Source organism: Streptomyces celluloflavus (assembly GCA_000720995.1).
In the GTDB taxonomy this organism is placed as follows: domain Bacteria; phylum Actinomycetota; class Actinomycetes; order Streptomycetales; family Streptomycetaceae; genus Streptomyces; species Streptomyces celluloflavus.
The window spans coordinates 35,162-55,016 of record JOEL01000043.1; the positions used below are offsets into that span (position 1 = coordinate 35,162).

General features: G+C 70.7%; 19 protein-coding genes. 8 read left to right on the forward strand and 11 right to left on the reverse strand.

Features of this window, described 5'->3' with window-relative positions; all coding sequences use genetic code 11:
- Positions 1-33: 33 nt before the first annotated feature.
- Positions 34-1,686 (forward strand): amidohydrolase, encoded by a 1,653-nt coding sequence (locus tag IH09_RS28530; protein ID WP_244934322.1) that lies wholly within the window; start codon positions 34-36, stop codon positions 1,684-1,686.
- Positions 1,687-1,768: 82 nt separating this feature from the next.
- On the opposite strand, the gene IH09_RS28535 is transcribed toward IH09_RS28530, so the two are convergent.
- The 3 genes from IH09_RS28535 to IH09_RS28545 form a co-directional block, all read right to left on the reverse strand.
- Complete coding sequence (locus IH09_RS28535; protein ID WP_094795293.1) at positions 1,769-2,617, reverse strand: phosphatase PAP2 family protein; 849 nt, start codon at positions 2,615-2,617, stop codon at positions 1,769-1,771.
- A gap of 127 nt (positions 2,618-2,744) precedes the next feature.
- On the reverse strand, positions 2,745-3,794 hold the full coding sequence (locus IH09_RS28540; protein ID WP_052860387.1) for a LacI family DNA-binding transcriptional regulator: 1,050 nt from the start codon (positions 3,792-3,794) through the stop codon (positions 2,745-2,747).
- Between the two features lie 53 nt (positions 3,795-3,847).
- On the reverse strand, positions 3,848-5,527 hold the full coding sequence (locus IH09_RS28545; protein WP_052860388.1) for a glycoside hydrolase family 13 protein: 1,680 nt from the start codon (positions 5,525-5,527) through the stop codon (positions 3,848-3,850).
- Positions 5,528-5,899: 372 nt separating this feature from the next.
- On the opposite strand from IH09_RS28545, the gene IH09_RS28550 reads away from it, so the two are divergent.
- From IH09_RS28550 to IH09_RS28575, 6 genes are all read left to right on the forward strand, one after another.
- Positions 5,900-7,225, forward strand: coding sequence for an extracellular solute-binding protein (locus tag IH09_RS28550; protein ID WP_110952642.1), 1,326 nt, complete (start codon positions 5,900-5,902; stop codon positions 7,223-7,225).
- Positions 7,222-8,157, forward strand: a complete 936-nt coding sequence (locus IH09_RS28555) for a carbohydrate ABC transporter permease (RefSeq protein ID WP_052860389.1) — start codon at positions 7,222-7,224, stop codon at positions 8,155-8,157. Before IH09_RS28550 ends, IH09_RS28555 begins: the two co-directional genes overlap by 4 nt.
- Positions 8,158-8,168: 11 nt before the next feature.
- On the forward strand, positions 8,169-9,014 hold the full coding sequence (locus IH09_RS28560; RefSeq protein ID WP_052860407.1) for a sugar ABC transporter permease: 846 nt from the start codon (positions 8,169-8,171) through the stop codon (positions 9,012-9,014).
- 1 nt (position 9,015) lies between these two features.
- A complete protein-coding gene (locus IH09_RS28565; RefSeq protein WP_052860390.1) occupies positions 9,016-10,644 on the forward strand; it encodes a glycoside hydrolase family 13 protein in 1,629 nt (542 codons plus the stop codon).
- 1 nt (position 10,645) lies between these two features.
- Positions 10,646-11,689 (forward strand): LacI family DNA-binding transcriptional regulator, encoded by a 1,044-nt coding sequence (locus IH09_RS28570; protein WP_052860391.1) that lies wholly within the window; start codon positions 10,646-10,648, stop codon positions 11,687-11,689.
- 74 nt (positions 11,690-11,763) lie between these two features.
- Positions 11,764-12,213, forward strand: a complete 450-nt coding sequence (locus IH09_RS28575; protein ID WP_052860392.1) for a DUF6224 family protein — start codon at positions 11,764-11,766, stop codon at positions 12,211-12,213.
- A 118-nt stretch (positions 12,214-12,331) separates the two neighbouring features.
- On the opposite strand, the gene IH09_RS28580 is transcribed toward IH09_RS28575, so the two are convergent.
- The 3 genes from IH09_RS28580 to IH09_RS28590 all read right to left on the reverse strand — a co-directional run bounded on the left by IH09_RS28580 (position 12,332) and on the right by IH09_RS28590 (position 14,192).
- Positions 12,332-12,949, reverse strand: coding sequence for a hypothetical protein (locus IH09_RS28580; RefSeq protein WP_244934323.1), 618 nt, complete (start codon positions 12,947-12,949; stop codon positions 12,332-12,334).
- A gap of 167 nt (positions 12,950-13,116) precedes the next feature.
- Positions 13,117-13,365 (reverse strand): DUF397 domain-containing protein, encoded by a 249-nt coding sequence (locus IH09_RS28585; protein ID WP_052860393.1) that lies wholly within the window; start codon positions 13,363-13,365, stop codon positions 13,117-13,119.
- Positions 13,362-14,192, reverse strand: a complete 831-nt coding sequence (locus IH09_RS28590; protein ID WP_052860394.1) for a helix-turn-helix domain-containing protein — start codon at positions 14,190-14,192, stop codon at positions 13,362-13,364. The genes IH09_RS28585 and IH09_RS28590 overlap by 4 nt, the downstream gene beginning before the upstream one ends.
- 158 nt (positions 14,193-14,350) lie before the next feature.
- Between IH09_RS28590 and IH09_RS28595 the strand changes: the two genes are divergently transcribed.
- Positions 14,351-14,821, forward strand: coding sequence for an ATP-binding protein (locus IH09_RS28595; RefSeq protein WP_052860395.1), 471 nt, complete (start codon positions 14,351-14,353; stop codon positions 14,819-14,821).
- Positions 14,822-15,020: 199 nt separating this feature from the next.
- Here the strand turns inward: IH09_RS28595 and IH09_RS28600 are convergent, their stop codons facing one another.
- From IH09_RS28600 to IH09_RS28620, 5 genes are read right to left on the reverse strand one after another with little or no spacing between them, the layout of a single operon-like run.
- Positions 15,021-15,485, reverse strand: coding sequence for a MarR family winged helix-turn-helix transcriptional regulator (locus tag IH09_RS28600; protein WP_318279582.1), 465 nt, complete (start codon positions 15,483-15,485; stop codon positions 15,021-15,023).
- Positions 15,479-16,081 carry a 3'-5' exonuclease gene (locus tag IH09_RS28605; protein ID WP_052860396.1) on the reverse strand — a complete coding sequence of 201 codons (603 nt, stop codon included), beginning with the start codon at positions 16,079-16,081 and terminating at the stop codon, positions 15,479-15,481. Before IH09_RS28605 ends, IH09_RS28600 begins: the two co-directional genes overlap by 7 nt.
- The gene (locus tag IH09_RS28610) at positions 16,078-17,244 is read right to left on the reverse strand and encodes a radical SAM protein (protein ID WP_240150623.1); all 1,167 of its coding nucleotides are present in this window, start codon (positions 17,242-17,244) and stop codon (positions 16,078-16,080) included. The genes IH09_RS28605 and IH09_RS28610 overlap by 4 nt, the downstream gene beginning before the upstream one ends.
- 31 nt (positions 17,245-17,275) lie before the next feature.
- Positions 17,276-18,313 (reverse strand): nucleoside-diphosphate kinase, encoded by a 1,038-nt coding sequence (locus tag IH09_RS28615; RefSeq protein WP_052860398.1) that lies wholly within the window; start codon positions 18,311-18,313, stop codon positions 17,276-17,278.
- Positions 18,310-19,332 (reverse strand): thymidylate synthase, encoded by a 1,023-nt coding sequence (locus IH09_RS28620; protein WP_240150624.1) that lies wholly within the window; start codon positions 19,330-19,332, stop codon positions 18,310-18,312. Before IH09_RS28620 ends, IH09_RS28615 begins: the two co-directional genes overlap by 4 nt.
- Between the last annotated feature and the right edge of the window lie 523 nt (positions 19,333-19,855).

Consider the following 19,855-nt stretch of genomic DNA (forward strand, 5'->3'; position numbering starts at 1 on the left):
CCCCGATCCGCCCGACCCGCCCAAGGAGCCCCCGTGCCGACCGTGCCCGCCGCGTCCTCCCCGCTCACCATCGCCGACACCGTGCTGACCGGTGCGCGGATCCGCACCCTCGACCCCCGGCGGCCCTGGGCCGAGGCCGTCGCCGTCAAGGACGGCACGATCGTCGCGGTCGGCGACGCGCGGGACGTACGGGACTGGCGGGGCGCGGCGACCGAGGTCGTCGACCTGGCGGGGGCCACCCTCACCCCCGGCCTCGTCGACGGACACAGCCACCCGGTCTGGGGCGTCGAGATGTCCACCGGCCTCGACCTCTCCGGCTGCCGCGACCTCGACGGGCTGCGCACCGCCCTCGCCGCCGCCGCCCGCGCACTGCCCCCGGGCGGCTGGGTGACCGGCTGGGGGCTGGACCACAACGTCTTCGGCGACCGGCCCATCCACCGCGACCTGATCGAGGACGTGCTCGGCGGCGCGCCCGCCTTCCTCCGGCTCTACGACGGCCATTCGGCGCTGGCCGACGGCCGCGCCCTGGCGGCCGCCGGGATCGACGGGCCACGGGAGTTCGCCCAGCGCGCCAGCGTGGTCTGCGACGACTCCGGCCGGCCCACCGGGCATCTCGTGGAGCACGCCGCCACGGACCTGCTGCGGCCCGTCCTGCCGCGCCCCTCGGCCGCCGACCGGCGGGCGCGGCTGCTCGCGCTGCTCGGCGAGATGGCCGCGGCCGGGCTGACCGGCGCACATGTCATGGACCTCCAGGACCCGGACGCCCTCCACCTGCTGGCCGGTATCGAGGCGGACGCCGACCTCCCGCTGCGGCTGCGGCTCGCGCCCTGGTGCATGCCCGGTGTGGACGCCGACGGCCTCGACCACCTCGTCGCGCTCCAGCGGCTCACCGGCCGGCGCTGGCGGGTGGGCGGGGTGAAGTTCTTCATGGACGGCACCGTCGAGGGCGGTACGGCCTGGCTGGAGCGGGCCGACTGCCACGGCCAGGGCACGGAGGCGTTCTGGCCGGACCCCGCGGCGTACACCCGCGCCGTGCACCACCTGGACCGCGCCGGGGTCCGCACCGCCACGCACGCCATCGGCGACGCCGCCGTCCGGCACGTCCTGGACACCGTCGAGGCGCTCGGCGCCGACCGGGCGCCCGGCCGCTACCGGCACCGCGTCGAGCACATCGAGACCGTGCCGGACGAGCAGCTGCCACGGTTCGCCGCCCTGGGCGTCGCCGCCTCCATGCAGCCCACCCACACCGCGTACACCCGCGCCGACCACACCGACGCCTGGTCGCAGCGGATCGGCACGGAGCGGGCGGAGCGGGCCTGGCGGTGCCGCGATCTGCGGGACGCGGGCGCGGTGCTGGTCCTCGGCTCCGACTGGCCGATCGCGCACCACGATCCGCGCCAGGTCATGGCCACCGCCCGGCTGCGGCGCCCCGCGGGCGAGCCCGGCACCGCGCCGGTCACCCCCGGCCAGGCGCTGACCGGTCTGATGGCGCTGGAGGGCTGTACGTCGCACACCGCGCTGGCGGCCGGCGAGGAGGCGGTGGCGGGCCGGATCGCCCCCGGCTACCGGGCCGATCTCACGGCCCTGGGCGTCGATCCGGTGACCGCCCCGGCCGACGAGCTGGGCACCGCCCCCGTCCGGCTGACGATGACCGGCGGCCGGATCACCCACCGGGCGGTGGGATAGCCCCCGGCCCCTCGCTCCGTTCGCGTGCGGCGGACGGGCACCGGCCGGCTCGCGCCCGCGCCCCGTCCGCCCCGTCCCGCCGTCAGGTGAGCGGGCTCCGGGCGTCGGGATACCGGGCCAGCCCGTGCGGCAGGGCGCCGTACCAGGTGCGGGCCAGGGCGAAACCGAAGGTCAGGCAGAGGATGCCGCCGAGGGCGTCCAGCCAGAAGTGATTGGCCGTACAGACGATGACCAGCAGTGTCGTGGTGGGGTAGAGCAGACCCAGCGTCTTGGCCCACCAGGGCTTGGTCAGCAGCGCGATGGTGATACCGCACCACAGCGACCAGCCGATGTGCATCGACGGCATCGCGGCGTACTGGTTGGACATCGAGGCGAGGTTGCCGGACGCCAGCGAACCCCAGGTGTCGTGCACGATCACGGTGTCGATGAAACCGCCGCCGGTCATCAGCCGGGGCGGCGCCAGCGGGTAGAAGTAGAAGCCGACCAGGGCGACCCCGGTGGTGGCGAACAGGGCCAGCCGCGCCGCGGCGTAACGGCCCGGATGCCAGCGGTAGAGCCAGATCAGCACCCCGATCGTCATGATGAAGTGCAACGTCGCGTAGTAGTAGTTCATCGAGACGATCAGCCACGTCAGCGAGTTCACCGCATGGTTGATGGAGTGCTCCACGGCGATGCCCAGGGTGTGCTCCGCCCGCCAGATCCAGTCGGCGTTCTCCAGCGCCTTGGCCTTCTGCTCGGGTACGGCGTTGCGGATCAGCGAGTACGTCCAGTAGCTGACCGCGATCAGCAGGACCTCGAACCAGAGGCGGGGCGCCCGCGGCGCCCGCAGCCTGGCCATCAGGCCCCCGCCCGACGGACGGTCCGCGCTCTCCCCGTTGGGTGGCGGGGTGTCTGGCCGGCCTTCCAAAGTCCTCACATGCGCTTCACCCATAGGCAGACAGTCTGCCAGAAAGCGGTGTACCGCCGATCATCCTTCGGTCGGGTATTCGACGTCCGGCCTCAGGCGTACGGGGAGCGGCGGGCGTAGATCTCGCGGGGGAGACGGTCCCGGCCACCCCTTAGGGGGCCTGGGGCGGTACGGGGCTCGCGGCGGTGTCCGGGGCCGAGGCGGTGGAGCCGCGCACCACCAGCTCGGGGAGGAAGACGAACTCGCTGTGCGGGGCGGGGGTGCCGCCGATCTCCTCCAGGAGCGCGCGCACCGCCGCCTGCCCCATCGCCGGCACCGGCTGGCGGACGGTGGTCAGCGGCGGGTCGGTGAAGGCGATGAGCGGCGAGTCGTCGAAGCCGACGACGGACACCTGGCGCGGTACGTCCAGACCGCGCTGCCGCGCCGCGCGGACCGCCCCGAGCGCCATCATGTCGCTGGCGCAGACGACCGCCGTGGCACCCCGGTCGATCAGCGCGCCGGCCGCGGCCTGGCCGCCCTCCAGGGTGTACAGCGAGTGCTCGACGAACCGCGTGGCCTCGGCCGGCCCGAGGCCCAGCTGCTCGTGCACGCTGCGCAGAAAGCCCTCGATCTTGCGCTGGACGGGCACGAACCGCTGCGGGCCGAGCGCCAGCCCGATGCGCCGGTGGCCGAGCGCCACCAGATGCGTCACGGCCAGCTGCGCCGCGGCCCGGTCGTCGGGCGAGACGAACGGCGCCCGCACCCGGTCGGAGAAACCGTTGATGAGGACGAACGGCACGCCCCGGGCGCGCAGCCGCTCATAGCGCTGCATATCGGCGGAGGTATCGGCGTGCAGCCCCGAGACGAAGATGATGCCGGCGACCCCGCGGTCCACCAGCATCTCCGTCAGCTCGTCCTCGGTGGAGCCGCCCGGCGTCTGCGTCGCCAGCACCGGGGTGTAGCCCTGGCGGGTCAGGGCCTGCCCGATGACCTGGGCGAAGGCCGGGAAGATCGGGTTCTCCAGCTCCGGCGTGATCAGTCCGACCAGCCCCGCGCTGCGCTGCCGCAGCCGCACCGGCCGTTCGTAGCCCAGTACGTCGAGGGCGGCCAGCACCGACTGGCGGGTGGTGGCGGAGACGCCGGGCTTCCCGTTGAGGACCCGGCTGACGGTGGCTTCGCTGACACCCGCCTGCGCTGCGATATCGGCCAGCCGGGCGGTCATGGGTGGGACCTTACCGTTCACCAGTCGGAATGCCCACCGGATGTTTCCGCCCGTCAGAGCGCCCACCAGACGCAGCTGTCGCCCGGCAGGACGGCCGCTCCGTCCCGCACCGTCACCGGTGCGCTGGCCAGCAGCGGGCGGCCGGGCAGCGGGAGTTCGACGGGCCGGCCGAGGGTGTTGACGGTGCACAGCACACCGGGCCGGGCGAACGTGAGCACCCCCTCGGGCGCCGGCCGCCAGCTCAGTTCCCCGTCGCCCAGGCCCGGCAGCTGCCGCCGCAGGCCGAGGGCGGCGCGGTAGAACTCCAGGGTGGAGGACGGGTCGCCGTGCTGCGCCGCGACGGAGAGTCCGCCCCAGTCGGCGGGCTGCGGGAGCCAGCTGCCGCCGGGCCCGAAGCCGTACGACGGTTCGTCCCCGGTCCAGGGGATCGGCACCCGGCAGCCGTCGCGGAAACCGTCCTGGCCGCCGGCGCCGGACGCGCCGTCGGAAGCACCGTCGGGGGCACCGCCGGCGGCCGGCCGGCCGCGGAAGAACGCCGGGTCCTGGCGGACCTCGTCGGGCAGGTCGGTCACCTCGGGCAGGCCCAGTTCCTCACCCTGGTAGAGGTAGGCGGAGCCGGGCAGTGCGAGCATCAGCAGGGTGGCGGCGCGGGCCCGCGGCAGGCCGCCGCCCAGGCGGGTGCGGTGCCGTACGACGTCGTGGTTGGAGAGCACCCAGGTGGTGGGGGCGCCGACCGAGGCGGTGGCGGCGAGCGAGGCGTCGATGACCGTACGCAGCGCACCGGCCTGCCAGTCGGCCGTCAGGAACTGGAAGTTGAACGCCTGGTGCAGCTCGTCGGGGCGGACGTACAGGGCCAGCCGCTCGGGGGAGGGGGCCCACGCCTCGGCGACGCCGATCCGCTCGGCCGGGGGTGTCCCCTGCCCGGGGACGGCGGAGTAGCTGTCGAGCAGCCGGCGCCAGGTGCGGTGGATGGCGTGCACCCCGTCCTGGTCGAAGAACGGCAGCACCTGGTTGCCGATCAGCTTGGCCTGTTCGCCGTGGCCGATGTCCGGCAGACCGGCCGCCTTGACCATGCCGTGCGCGACATCCACGCGGAAGCCGTCCACGCCGAGGTCCAGCCAGAAGCGCAGGATCGCGGCGAACTCCTCGTGCACGTCCGGGTTGTCCCAGTCGAGATCGGGCTGCTCGGGGGCGAAGAGATGGAGGTACCAGTCGCCCCGGTCGGTGCGGGTCCAGGCCGGTCCGCCGAAGACCGACTCCCAGTCGTTGGGCGGGAGTTCGCCGTGCGCGCCCTTGCCGGGCCGGAAGACGTAGCGCTGCCGGGCCAGTTCGGGGTCCTGGAACCACGGGTGCCGGTCGGAGGTGTGGTTGGGGACGATGTCCACGATGACGCGCAGCCCCAGGCCGTGGGCCGCGCGGATCAGCTCCTCGGCGTCCCGCAGCTCGCCGAAGAGCGGGTCGACGGTGCGGTAGTCGGCGACGTCGTAGCCGCCGTCGGCCTGCGGCGAGGCGTAGAACGGCGTGAGCCAGACGGCGTCCACGCCCAGCTCCGCGAGGTACGGCAACCGTTCGCGCGCACCGCGCAGATCGCCGATGCCGTCGCCGTCGCTGTCGGCGAACGAGCGGACGTACACCTGGTAGATGACGGCGTCGCGCCACCACCCCGCGGCTCGGCCCGGTTCGGGCGCCCGGCGGGCGGTGGTGGGGGTGGGGGAAGTGAGCTCCTGGGTCATCTGCCGTCCCTGTCGAGGTCGAGAGTGGTGGCCGAGGGGTCGTGGCCGGGGATCGCTGAGCGGTGACCGCTGAGCGGAGATCGCCGGGTGGCGATCGAGGGGTGGAGATCGCGGGGTGGTGATCGAAGGACGGGGACCGCGCGGCCGGCGGCCGGGGGACGATCCCTCGTCACGCAATCAACGCTCGGGCGGGCACGGGGTGACGGTGCGGGGGCACGGGCGGGGCGCCCGCCGCGCGGGCGCACTTCCGGCCGGGCCCACTGCAACGGATTCCTGGTTTCTTGCAGCAATTTTCCGCAAGGTCTTTCGGTTTACCTGGCCGCGCTGTTACGTTCCTGACCGCCATCTCAGGCGATTCCCCTAGGAGTTCACATGCGGCGTGGCATACCTGGCATATTTGGCAGACATGGCAGAAACGGCACATACGGCATACGTGGTGTGACGGCCGCGGCGCTGGCGGCGGGTCTGGCCCTGACGGCGACGGGATGCGGCGGCGGGAGTGACGGCGAGGCCGCCGCCGGGGGCGAACTGTCCGGCACCGTCACCTTCTGGGACACCTCCAACGACGCCGAGAAGGCGACGTACCGGAAGCTCGCCGAGGGGTTCCAGAAGGAGCATCCCAAGGTCCAGGTCAAATATGTGAGCGTGCCGTTCGGGGACGCCAACGCCAAGTTCAAGAACGCGGCGGGCGGCGGTTCCGGCGCCCCCGACGTGATGCGCACCGAGGTCGCCTGGGTCGCCGACTTCGCGAACCTCGGCTACCTCGCCCCGCTGGACGGCACCCCCGCCCTCGACAAGACCGAGGACTACCTCCCGCAGGCCCTCGGCAGCACCAAGTTCAAGGGAAAGACCTACGCCGCTCCGCAGGTCATCGACACCCTCGGGCTCTTCTACAACAAGAAGCTCCTCAAGGACGCGGGCGTCACGGTGCCCAAGACCTTCCCCGAACTGACCGCCGCCGCGAAGCAGATCAAGGAGAAGACCGGCGCCACCGCCCTCTACCTGCGCGGTGACGACCCCTACTGGTTCCTCCCCTACCTCTACGGCCAGGGCGGCAACATGGTCGACGCCCGCGACAAGATCGTGCTGATCGACGACGACGCCGGCGTCAAGGCGTTCAAGACCATCAAGGACCTGGTCGACTCCAAGGCCGCCGTCACCGACGCCACCGACGGCCAGGAGAACCAGCTCAAGGCCCTCAAGGACGGCAGCGTCGCGATGGCCGTGGACGGCCCCTGGGACATCGAGGGCGCCCGCGCGGGCAAGGTGTTCAAGGGCCCCGGGAACAAGGACAACCTCGGCGTCGCCCCCGTCCCCGGCGGCTCCGCCCAGGGCTCCCCGCAGGGCGGCTGGAACCTCTCCGTCTACGCCGGTTCCAAGAACCTCCAGGCGTCCTACGCCTTCGTCAAGTACATGAGCTCCGCCCAGGTCCAGCAGCAGACCACCGAGCAGCTCAGCCTGCTGCCCACCCGCAAGTCCGTCTACGACGCGCCGGCCGTCAAGAACAACGAGATGGTGAAGTTCTTCAAGCCCGCCGTGGACAGCGCCGTCCAGCGCCCCTGGATCGCCGAGGGCAACTCCCTCTTCGAGCCGATCAAGGTCCAGATGAACAAGGTCCTCACCGGCTCCGCCACACCCGAGCAGGCCGCCAAGGCCACCGGTGACGCCTACCGGAAGCTGCTCAAGGACTACAAGTGACCCTCGCCCAAAGGGTGCGCAGAACGTTCGGCACCCACTGGTACGCCTGGACGATGGTCGCCCCGGTGGTACTCGTCATCGGCGTGATCATCGGCTACCCGCTGGTGCGCGGCCTCTTCCTGTCGTTCACCGACGCCAACGAGGCCAACGTCGAGCGCACCATCGGCGTCAACCACATCCCCGCCACCTACGAGTTCACCGGCCTCGACAACTACCGCGCGGTCCTCTCCGACGGCCTCTTCTGGGACCGGCTCGGCTGGACCGTGCTGTGGACGGTCTCCTGCGTCGCGGCCACCTTCCTCATCGGCCTCGCGCTGGCCAACCTGCTCAACCGCACACTCCGGGGCCGCACCTTCTACCGGCTGGCGCTGATCCTGCCCTGGGCCATCCCCGCCTTCATCTCCGTCTTCACCTGGCGGATGCTCTACAACGAGAAGAACGGCATCCTCAACAAGCTGCTCTCCGGCGGCGGTATCGACGCCGTCCCCTGGCTCAACGACCCCACCTGGGCCAAGCTCTCGGTCATCGCCGTCAACGTCTGGCTGGGCGTCCCCTTCATGCTCGTCGCGCTGCTCGGCGGCCTCCAGTCCATACCGGGCGAGCTGTACGAGGCCGCCGAGATGGACGGCGCCGGGCCCTGGCAGCGGTTCCGCAACATCACCGTGCCCGGTCTGCGGGCGGTGAGCGGCACCGTGATCCTGCTCTCCACCATCTGGACCTTCAACATGTTCCCGGTGATCTTCCTGCTCACCAGGGGCGGGCCGGGCGACGCCACCGAGATCCTGGTGACCTACGCCTACCGGCTCTCCTTCGTCGACAGCCCCCGCGACTTCTCCCGCTCCGCGGCCTGGGGCGTGCTGATCCTGGTGCTGCTCTCACTCGTCGCGGCGGGCTACCGCCGTTCGCTGCGCAAGCAGGGAGAGGTGTGGTGACCGTGGTGACCATGTACCGCGCACCCCACCGGCGCAACCGGCGCACCCCGCTGGCCTCCGCCGGGCTCCATCTGGCCCTCCTGACCGCCGCCGCCGTCGCGGTCTTCCCGCCGCTGTGGCTGCTGGTGACCTCCTTCAAACCGCGCGACGACGCCTTCTCCACCGAACTGGTCACCCACTTCACCCTCGCCAACTACACCCATGTACTGGCCGATACGGAGTTCCTGACCTGGTTCAAGAACTCCGTCCTGATCGTCGGGGTGACCACCGTCCTCGGCGTCTTCATCGCGGCCACCACCGGCTACGCCGTCAGCCGCTTCCGCTTCCCCGGGATGCGCCCGCTGATGTGGCTGCTGCTGATCACTCAGATGTTCCCGGTCGCGGTGCTGATCGTGCCGCTCTACAACCTGATGGCGAGCCTGGGCCTGCTCAACCAGCCCGCGGGCCTGATCGTCACCTACCTGACCATCGCGGTCCCGTTCTGCGCCTGGATGATGAAGGGTTTCTTCGACACCATCCCGGTGGAGATCGACGAATCCGGCCGGGTCGACGGCCTCAACCCCTTCGGCACGTTCTGGCGGCTGGTGCTGCCGCTGGCCCGCCCCGGGCTCGCCGTCACCGGCTTCTACACCTTCGTCACCGCCTGGGCCGAGGTCGCCTACGCCTCCGCCTTCATGACCGGCGAGGAGAACCTGACGCTCGCCGGCGGCCTCCAGACCTTCGTCAACCAGTACACCAACGACTGGGGATCGATGACCGCCGCGGCCGTGATCATCGCCGTGCCCGCCGCCCTGGTCTTCTCCTTCGCCCAGCGCCACCTCGTATCCGGACTGACCGCCGGCACCACCAAGGGATGACATGACGCGATACGACACCGCCCCCGCCGACCCGACCGCCCCCGCCGCCACCACGACCGACTGGTGGCGTGACGCGGTGATCTACCAGGTCTACCCGCGCAGCTTCGCCGACGGCAACGGCGACGGCATGGGCGACCTGCCCGGCATCCGCAGCCGGCTGCCCTACCTGCGGGACCTGGGCGTGGACGCCGTCTGGCTCAGCCCCTTCTACGCCTCCCCGCAGGCCGACGCCGGCTACGACGTCGCCGACTACCGCGCCATCGACCCGATGTTCGGCACCCTGCACGACGCCGACGCGGTCATCCGCGAGGCGCACGCCCTGGGCCTGCGCATCATCGTCGACGTCGTCCCCAACCACTGCTCCGACCAGCACGAATGGTTCCAGCGGGCACTGCGCGAGGGCCCCGGCTCACCGCTCCGGCAGCGTTTCCACTTCCGCCCCGGCCGGGGCGCCGACGGCGAACTGCCGCCCAACGACTGGGAGTCCATCTTCGGCGGCCCCGCCTGGACCCGCCTCCCCGAACCCGACGGACAGTGGTACCTCCACCTCTTCGCCCCCGAACAGCCCGACTTCAACTGGGACCACCCCGCCGTCCAGGACGAGTTCCGCTCCATCCTGCGCTTCTGGCTGGACCTGGGCGTGGACGGCTTCCGGGTGGACGTGGCCCACGGACTCGTCAAGGCCCCCGGACTGCCGGACATGGGCCGCGCCGGACAGCTGAAACTCCTCGGCAACCAGGTGCTGCCCTTCTTCGACCAGGACGGGGTGCACACCGTCTACCGCTCCTGGCGCACCGTCCTGGACGAGTACTCCGGCGACCGGATCGCGGTCGCCGAAGCCTGGACCCCCAGCCCCGACCGCACCGCCCGCTACCTGCGCCCCGACGAACTCCACCAGGCGTTCAACTTCCACTACCTCAACACCGGCTGGGACGCCACCGCGCTGCGCGCCGCCATCGACTCCTCCCTGGACGCGATGCGGCCGGTGGGCGCCCCGACCACCTGGGTGCTCTCCAACCACGACGTCGTCCGCCACCGCACCCGCTTCGGCGGCGGCCTCGACCGCGCCCGCGCCGCCACCCTGCTGATGCTCGCGCTGCCCGGCTCCGCCTACGTCTACCAGGGCGAGGAACTGGGCCTGCCCGAGGTGACCGACCTGCCCGACGAGGTCCGCCAGGACCCCTCCTTCTTCCGGGCCAGCGGCCAGGACGGGCTGCGCGACGGCTGCCGGGTGCCGATCCCCTGGACCGGGGACGAACCGTCGTACGGCTTCGGGACCGGCGGCAGCTGGCTCCCGCAGCCCGCCGGGTGGGCCGCGCTCAGCGTCGCCGCGCAGACCGGCGACCCGGACTCCACCCTGGAGCTGTACCGCACCGCCCTCGCCCTGCGCCGCGCCCACCCCGGCCTCGGCGCGGGCGACGCGGTGGAGTGGCTGGCCGCCCCGGCCGGCGTCCTGGCCTTCCGCCGCCCCGGCGGCCTGGTCTGCACCGTCAACACCACCGACGCCCCCGTCCGCCTTCCGGCCCCCGGCCGCCCGCTGCTCACCTCCCTGCCCGCCGACCGCCAACCGGCCGCCACGGACGGTGTGTTCGAGCTCCCCGCCGACACCGCCATCTGGTGGGAGGCATGAGGTGATACCGCCCGCTGACCGCGCCACCCCGCGGCTGGCCGAGATCGCCGGCCGGGCGCGGGTCAGCGAGGCGACCGTCAGCCGGGTCCTCAACGGCAGGCCGGGGGTGGCGGACACCACCCGGCAGCGGGTCCTCGCCGCGCTGGACGTCCTCGGCCACGAACGCCCGGTACGTCCGCCGCGGCATCCCGCGGGTCTGGTCGGCCTGGTCATCCCGGAGCTGACCAACCCCATCTTCCCGGCGTTCGCCCAGGTCATCGAGGAGTCGCTGACCGGCCACGGCTACACCTCGGTGCTCTGCACCGGCGGCGCGCACGAGGACGAACGCGTGGCGCAACTGGTGCGGCGCGGCGTCACCGGCATCGTGTTCCTGTCCGGGCTGCACGCCGACACCGCCGCCGACCCGGCCCGCTACGCCCGGCTGACCGCCCGCGGCGTCCCGCTGGTCCTCATCAACGGCCATCGCGCCGGTATCGACGCCCCCTTCGTCTCCCTCGACGACGCCGCGGCGGCCCGGACGGCCGTGTGCCACCTGGCCGAGCTGGGCCACGAACGCATCGGCCTCGCCGTCGGCCCGGCCCGTTACGTCCCCTCGCGCCGCAAGGCCGAGGGGTTCGTGGCGGCCCTGGGTGAGTCGTTCGGCCTGACGGGGGAGCGGGCCGAACGGCGCGTCCGGCACACCCTGTTCAGCGTCGAGGGCGGCCACGCCGCCGCCACCGCCCTGCTCGACGCGGGCTGCACCGGCATCGTCTGCGGCAGCGACCTGATGGCCCTCGGCGCGGTCCGCGCCGCCCGGCAGCGCGGCCTCGCCGTCCCCGCCCAGGTCTCGGTGGTCGGCTTCGACGACTCCCCGCTGATCGCCTTCACCGACCCGCCCCTGACCACGGTGCGCCAGCCGGTCCGGGCGATGGCCACCGCCGCCGTGGGCGCCCTGGTCGAGGAGATCCGCCGCAACCCCGTCCAGCGCACCGAATTCGTCTTCCGACCCGAACTCGTCGTCCGCGGCTCCACGGCCCCCGCGCCCCGGAGCCCGCTCCGCGAATGACGACCGGCCACCCGCCGCACCTGACACACTGGGTTCCCAGCAATGAACACACAGTGACCAGGAGTTGGTGTCAGATGAGCGATGACGACGACGCGCGGCCGTACACCAAGGACGAAGTGCTGCACGGCGTGGCGCTCCTCCAGGCGCACCTCGCCGGGGACCAGGACGCGGTGGCGGCCCTGCACGGCGACGACGACGCCGACTCGGCGGTGGAGGCCGCGCGCGCCATGTACGCGATGGGCCACATCATCGTCTACGGCCTGATCGTCCCCGAGATGTGGGTCATCAAGAAGGGCTTCAGCTACGGCGAGACCCGCCATGTGCCGGAACTCCAGCTGGCGATCCTCGTGGTCGAACGCCTGGCGGACCGGGTGGAGATGGCGCGTGACGTGCCCGCGGTGTGCGCCCTGTCGGCGGGCGATGTGATGGGCCTGATCGTGCAGTGCACCGGGACGACGAGGGAGGAAGTGCCCGCCTTCCTCAACACGGTGCGCGAACGGACCCTGCAATCGATGACGGCGTAGACCGGTCGGTCCCCCTGGGCGGCGTACGCCACGAACGCCGCCCAGGCGTCGGCGGGTTACGGCGAGCCGGGGGCCCGCCGTGTTCCCGGAGCCGCGGTTCCGCCCGAACCGACCCGGATCAGGCGGTGAGCAGGAACCAGCCCCCGAGCCCGCCGCACATGCTCGCGTTGAAGGCGCCGGTGCGGTAGCCGGCCGGTACGGGCACACCGGGGCAGATGTACACGCCGGCGCGGGCCAGTTGCTGGTACCACACGCCGATGTTGCCACAGCCGGTGCTGATGTGGCCGGTGAGCACGTAGCCGGTGGGGATCGGCGAACCCGCACAGACCCACTGGCCGTCGCGGGCCAGCTGGAGGAACCAGGTGTCGATGTTGCTGTTGCAGCCGTTGGCGTTGTGGAGGGTGATCACGTAGCCGGGCGGGATCGGTGAGGTGGCGCAGACCCAGATCCCGTCCTGCACGGGCTGCATGTACCAGGCGCCGGCGCCGTTGCACCCGTTCGCCGCGCGGCTGGTGATCACGTAACCCGGCGGTATGGGCGTGCCGGGGCAGACCCACCCGGGGCCCGCCTGAGCGGCGGCGACCGGCGCCGCCTGGGACGCCGCACTGGCCGTCCCGGCGGCCGGTCCGGTGAGGACGGCCATCAGCAGCGCGACCACCCCCACCACCGCGGCGAGCCGGCTCCCGACCGCCGCCACCGAAGAACGACCGAGCAGATGGCGATACTTGACGTTCACTTCACACCGGTCCAATCGTCGGATCCACGAAGCGCCGCACGATGACCGTGCGGCGCCGGGCTGTGGAGCTGGAGTGACCTTAGTGGGAACCGATGCGGCCGATCATTACCGAACGGACACGTCCGCAACGTGGCTGGAAATCGGCGGGGGGAGGGAGCCTGGACCGGTCAGTCTTCTTGGGCGGCGTACGTGACGAACGCTGTCCAGGCGTTGGCGGGTACGGCGAGCTGGGGGCCGGCGGTGTTCTTGGAGTCGCGGATGTGGACGGTGGTGGGGGAGGTGGCGATCTCTACGCAGGAGTCGCCGGAGTCGCCGCTGTGGCTGCTCTTGTACCAGGTGAGGGCAACTTCGATGCAGTCATCGCCCGAGCTGCCGCTGTGGCTGCTCTTGTACCAGGCCAGTTCGCTGTTGTTCATTGCGCTCCTCGCATCCGCTTCAGCAGGCTCCGGGAGTCCTCGGGAGTAAGGGCCTGCGAGCGCAGTTTGGCATAGCGCATGTGGAGGATGCTGATCGTCTTCGGGTCGGAGATGAACTGGCCATTCTCCTGGCCCTCGCAGTATCCGAACCACTGGTTGTCCGGAGTCTCCAGCAGCTGCATCGGTCCGTTCAGTCCCGCGTGCACTCCCCGCTCCTGCGGCATGACCTGGAACTCGATGTTCCGGAGTTTCGTGGACTCCAGTAGATGGTCGAGGAGTTCCCTGGCGGCAACCGGCCCGCCTGTCTCACGTCGCACGATGTGTTCGTCGACGATGAAGCTGTACGCCGTGTTCTGCCTCTCTGTCAGCAGATTTTGCCGCTCCAAGCGGGCGGCGACCTGGGTCTCGACCTCCTCATCGGCCAGCAGCGGGATGCGGTTCTCGAACAGCGTCCGCGCGTACGCCTCAGTCTGCAACAGGCCCGGAATCAGGCGGCATTCGTACGTGTACAGGCTGATCGCCTGCTCCTCCAAGCCCGCCCACTGACGGAACCACGCCGCCAAACCCGGCTGCCGCGCCAGATGCTTGGCCGCTGCCCGAAGTACTCCGAACGCATCCAGCACCTTCTCCGCCCGGTCGATGAACTCCGGCGGGGGGAGCCTGCGCCCCTGCTCGATCGAGGCGACGGTCCCCGGGGAGAACTGTACGAACGCGGCCAGTTGCTTCTGGGTGAGCTTCGCGCGTTCGCGGAAGACCTTGACGACGGCCCCGAACGACTTGAGGCTGTCAGTGGACTCCGGCTCGTCGTTACACGTACCTGCTGCCATGCCCGGCCACCTCCAGTGTGCCTGTCAGGCCCCTTCGCCCAACCTGACCATGCTCACTGCCTGTTACCCGTACTGTCCACCCTCGGTACTCGTACGCTGACTCTCCGTACTACCGAAAAGCCTGGTCATCCACGGTCCGGACCCGTCACCTTGGGGTCATGCCAGCTCACGCCACCCTCCGGGCCACCCAATCCCCGGTTACCGTACGTGTGTTCACGCAGCGCTTCAGCGCCACCCGGCGCGGGGCCCGTCTCGCGCGCCTCCTGGCCGTCGACCAACTCGACACCTGGGGCCTCCCTTACGGCAGCGACCTCTCCGACTCCGTCGCCGCGATCGTCGCCGAACTCGCCGCGAACGCCGCGATCCACGGCCGCGTACCGGGCCGGGACTTCGAACTGCGCCTCGCGCTCCTGCACGGCGCCGCCGGTCCCGGCACCCTGCGCATCGAGGTCGCCGATACCCGTACGGAGCGGCGTCCGCCCGGTCCGGAGGGGCTCACGCTCCCGCCGCCCGACTCCGAGTCGGGGCGCGGCCTCCTCCTGGTGGCGGCGTTCGCCACCCGCTGGTCGGTCCTCGACCGCGACCCGGTCGGTAAGATCGTCCGCGCCGAACTCGACCTGCTGCCGTGAAGGGGCTCTCCCATGAGCCGCGACGAGGGGACGGGCTGTCAGGACGCCGGTTCGCGGTCGGCGTACGCGTGCATCGGTTCGACCTTCGACGGCTCCGGCCGCAGGCGGTGGTCGTGGAGTCGCGGAAGTCTCGTTCGCGATAGAGACGGAACTGCCTGTGGAGGGGGTCCCGCGCGGGGGTCGGACGGTCGGTCGCCCGTCAGATGTCCTCCGCTTGCCGTGCGAGTTGAGTGTCCAGGGTGGAACGCAGTTGGGCCAGGACGGCTTCGAGCTGATGAAGCAGCTCGGGCGGGTGCTGGGACAGGACGGCGTCCTGGCGCGCGTTGACGGGGCCGAAGAACGCGTCAGCGCGTTCCTTGACCTGGGGGGTGCTGCGCAGGGTGACGATCCGCCGGTCGGTGTGTTCGCGGGTGCGGATGACGTACCCGGCCCGTTCGAGGCGGTTGAGCAGTGCGGTCATGGCCCCCGATGACAGTGAGATGCGACCGCTGAGCAGAGCTGGGGGCAGCGGGACGAGGGCTGCACGCCGCCCGAGTTGGCCTGTGCGCTCGACCGGGATGTCCCGTCCGCGCAGCTCCATCTCAATGCGGCGCATCAGCAGGCTCTTACCGGTGGAGTGGGCCCCCATCACGCCTATGCGGATGAGGTTCGATGGTGTCACCACAGGGTGGGCTCCTGTTCTGGTTCGGGGGATCCGGGCAGGCCGGGCGGGACAGCGGCGGCCACGAGCTGTTCCCAGCTCTCGTAGTGGCTGGCCATGGCGATGAGGAGCTGGGCGGTCGCGTACGCGTCGAACGTCGCGCGGTGACGGTGCGCCGGAGCTTGGCTCAGATCCGGCGTCTCATGCTCGATCAGGGCGTCGAGGCTGTACTTGTGCAGATCCCGGTAGGTGGCCTTGGCCAGCCGTAGCGTGTCGATGACTCCGGCCGGCTGCCACTGCGGAAGGTGCGCGGACAGGACGCGGTAGTCCACATGCGCGTTGTGGGCGGCGATCCATGCGGTGCCCAGGCACGCGTGGACCGCGTCCTTGATCTCCTCCCACCCCGGCTTGTCGTCGAGCATCTGGTTGGTCAGGCCGTGCACCCGAGCCGCGAAGGGCGTGACGGGGCGGTTCGGCTTGGTCAGCCAGGCGCCGGCGGTGCTCTTGTCGGGCTGCCCGTCGAGTAGGGGGAGCGCAGCCACCTCGACCAGGTCGGGCGGGTTGCATCCGTTGCCCTCGACATCGACAACCAGGAGCGTGGGCCAGGAGGAGAAGTTCATGCGGCCGGTGTTCCGTCCTCCGCCTCCCAGCCGATGGCGGCTCGGCCGTGCTGGCGGTAGTGGTGAGGCTTGGCTCGGTCGTGGCACTGGTAGCCGAAGCCGTGCTGGAGGTAGTAGCGCGGCGGTTCGTCCAGTCCCTCCACGACGATGGCACGCTCGTTGACCTCGACCGAGCCGGTCGCCCCGAGTCCGCGCGCCTCTTGTGTGACGGCCGTCAACTCCGGCTTGACCCAGGCGGCCTGGCACTTCGCGATCTGCTCGGGCGGGCAAATATCGCACAGCTCGCGGATGCCGTAGTGACCGTTGTAATCAGCCTCTCCATGCGCGTACGCGACACCGCAGGAGGTCTTGCGGAACAGCGCCCCCCATGATGAGTCGTGCTCGAAGGCGTCGAGTATGCGTTGCTCTGCGGCCTCGGGCATGATCTTCCGCCGGGCCGTGTCCTCATAGGGCATCTCCAGGCCGTGCGCCTCGTAGTACTCGGCGATCTCCTTGCGGAAGAACAGACCGGTGAAGACCGTGGCGTGCGCGTGCTGGGACAGCTCGTGGGCGCGAGCGATGTCGGTGTCGGAGTCGTTGAGGCCGGGAACAATGGGCCGCCAGTACAGGACGGTGCGGTACCGCTCGGCGTGCTCGTACAGGGTGCGCAGGCTCGCGGCAGCGATGTAGCTGTCCACAGGCTCGATCCGCTCGTCCTGGATGTTGGAGTGCGTCACCAGCACGGTCAGGCGCAGGTTCGTGAAGCTGTTGAGGACGGCGCAGTCCTCCGGATCGACGCGCCACCTGGTGATGATCAGGACATGGTTCGTCAGGCCCTGATCATCGAGTTGCCGCAGGACGTTGAACAGGTGCGGCTTGACGACGGGCAGCATCGGGTCGGTGGCCCGGTTCAGGAGCTGGATCGGTGTCTTGTGCGGGCGGAAGTAGCTGTGACCCACGAGGCGGCGCACGGCTTCCTCGTCGCTCATCAGGCGCCGCGGGACCTTCATCTCGAAGTTCTCGAAGGTGTGACGGATGCAGTACCCGCACTCCAGCGGGCAGCCGATGATCCAGTTCAGCGAGAGTCCCGACTTGCGGTACTCGATCACCTCGGCAAGTTCCTGCTTCAGGCCACTGATCTTGTCCGGGGAGAGGATCGGCAGGGCCCGGCCAGCGCCAGGCATGGGGATGCTCATAAGGGGCTCCAGGGGTAGGTCAGGCGTCAGCGGGCGTGCTCGGTGCCGGGAGATCCGGGGCGAGGAGGTTACGACGGCCGGCCCCGTACCAGGTGCCGAAGTCGCGTCGGGCCGCGTCGGGGTCGTCGCTGGTGTGGACGAGGTTGTGCACGAGCCGCTTCTCGGCGAGCGCGGCGCTCAGGCTGTCGTCACCGAGATCGCCGCGGATCGTGCCGGCGGCAGCCTTGGTGGGGTCGTAGTGCCCGAGCAGGTCGCGCAGTCTGGTGTGCACACCCGGCTCGCCGTGGGCGAGCGCGACGGTGACCGAGCGTCCCGCGTATGCCTCGTCCAGGCACGCCGGAATGTTCCGGTCGGGGAACCAATCACGGTCCACCAGAAGGTCCCAGTAGTGCACGTGGACCTGCCACGGCTGCACGGTGACCTCACGCCGATTCGTGATCGTGGCGCCTTCGGCGGCGATCCGTTCGAGGACGGCATCGACCAGGCCGCGCTCCACCGCGTCGGGTTTGCACAGGATGACCGAGCAGCGGTTGAAGTCGGAGACCTTCAGGGCCCGTCCGGGGCCGTACCAGGTGCCGAACTCCCGGCGGGCCGCGTCGGGGTCGTCGGAGGTGTGCACGAGGTTCCTCACGAGCCTGCCGCCTCTGTCGGCAGCCGGCACACTGTCCTGGCCGAGGTCGCCGCGGATCGTGCCGGGCACGGCCTTGGTGGGGTCGGTGTGCCCAATCAGGCGCCGCAGCCGGGTGTGGATGTCGGGCCCACCGTGCGCGAGGGCCACCGTGATGGGCTGTCCCACGTACGCGTCCTCGATGCGCGCGGGCAGATCCGCGGGGAAGTGGCCCGGGTCGGCGAGCGTGTCCCGGTAGGCGACGTGGGCCTGCCACGGTTCGGCGACCAGGTCCGTACGTGCATGGACAGAGACGCCGGCGCTCTCAATCCGTTCGAGGACGGCATCGACCAAGCCGCGCTCCACCGCATCGGGCTTGCACAGGACGACGGCCCAGCGATCGAAGTCGATGCCCTCGACAACGGCGCCGGACGGCGGTTTGCGGCTCATCGGGAACCCTCCGTGGTCGCGCAGGCCGCCCACTTGTGCCCGAGGAGCCACCGCAGGCCGGGGTGCAGCGCATCGAGCACGTCGCGGCTGACCTTGTCGGTCTCGTCATGCTGGAGCTGGCGATATACCTCGAACAGCAGCACCACCTGCTGCCAGTAGGTGTCTACGTCCAGACGGGCGATCTCGTCGGCGGAGTACTTCACCGCGTTGGTACGCAGCAGCTCTTCGTGCTCCAGAAGCCGCTTGATGGTGTCGGGGCCCGTCTCCACGGACATCGAGGGAAAGGGGAACACGGGCGGTGTGCGGCGCAGGTCCGCCTCGTTGAGAACCCGTTTGACTCGTTCGACGTTGCGCTCGTTGACGTGCGCCGAACCGATCGTGTGGGTGTAGTGGCCCAGTTCGAGACCGAGTCGGATCGCGGCGTACTCCTGAATCATCGTGAACGAGAACACGTCGGACAGGAGCCCGCAGTCGAGGTCGTTGGCCCGCATGTTGCACACCATGTGCAGGCGTCCGCCGCGGGCGAGGAGGTGGAGGCCGGCCAGGCACGCCATATCGGGGTTGTGGTCGATGGCCAGTTCGGCGGCCGAGAACACCGGGAGGTACCCGCGCTTGCTGTCGGGCTCGGTGCGCAGCAGTTCCAGCACCCGGGCGAAGGGGGACTCGGTGTCCCCATCGGCCGGATTGAAGAGGGTGTGGCCGTAGGCAGACCCGCCGAGCGTGATGCCGTCGGCGGAGCTGGCGCGCATCGACGGCGCGTAGTAGCCGATCATCTCCAGGTCTCGGCGGCCGGCCAGGTACCAGAGCGCTTCAGCGAACTGGAAGACCGGGTTGGCCTTCCGCACCGCGATGTAGGGCAGCCGCTGGCGCGGGTCCGGCAGCCGGAAGCTGACTCCGACTACCTCGCGGGCATCGTTGCCTCGGGCCGTGATGCGGTACTCAGGCCCTTCGCAGGCCAGTCGCAGCAGGTCGAGATAGGCGCCTTCGACGGTGCGATATGTGGGTGCGGTGAGCATCATCTCTCCAGGTCAGCGGACAGTCGGAGGACGGCTGATGGACTAGGGGTCGTGCTCTGCGCTGGAACCACCCGACGACCTGGGCTCGCAACTCCAGGCCGCCGAGCGGCGGTCCAGGCAGCCGGTACGAGATCGTGCAGGTCGACGACCTGATAGCCCTTCAGCTTCCGAACAAGCCGGGAAGCGAAGAACCAGCCGATCTGGGGGTGGCTGCAAGGGAGGGGTGAATCAACGCCCGAGAGGGCTTGGACGCCGTCGAGACGGCTCCGCTGGTAGGCGGTGCCGATCACTCCGCAGAGGGGGCTTCGGCGATTTCGCCACTCGGGGCCTTGGCGCCCACGGGATCGCCGAATTCGGAGTAGGTGATGACTGGGAGGTCGGGGGCGGTCGAGGCGGCTTTGCGTGGGCACCGCTCACTCTTTCGCCACCTCGATCGCTTCGGGGTCCGTCGTCCACTCCACGCCGCCGGTCACGGGCGCAAGCCACGCCACGGGGGGCGTGTCGGGAACCTTGATCACGAGGCCGG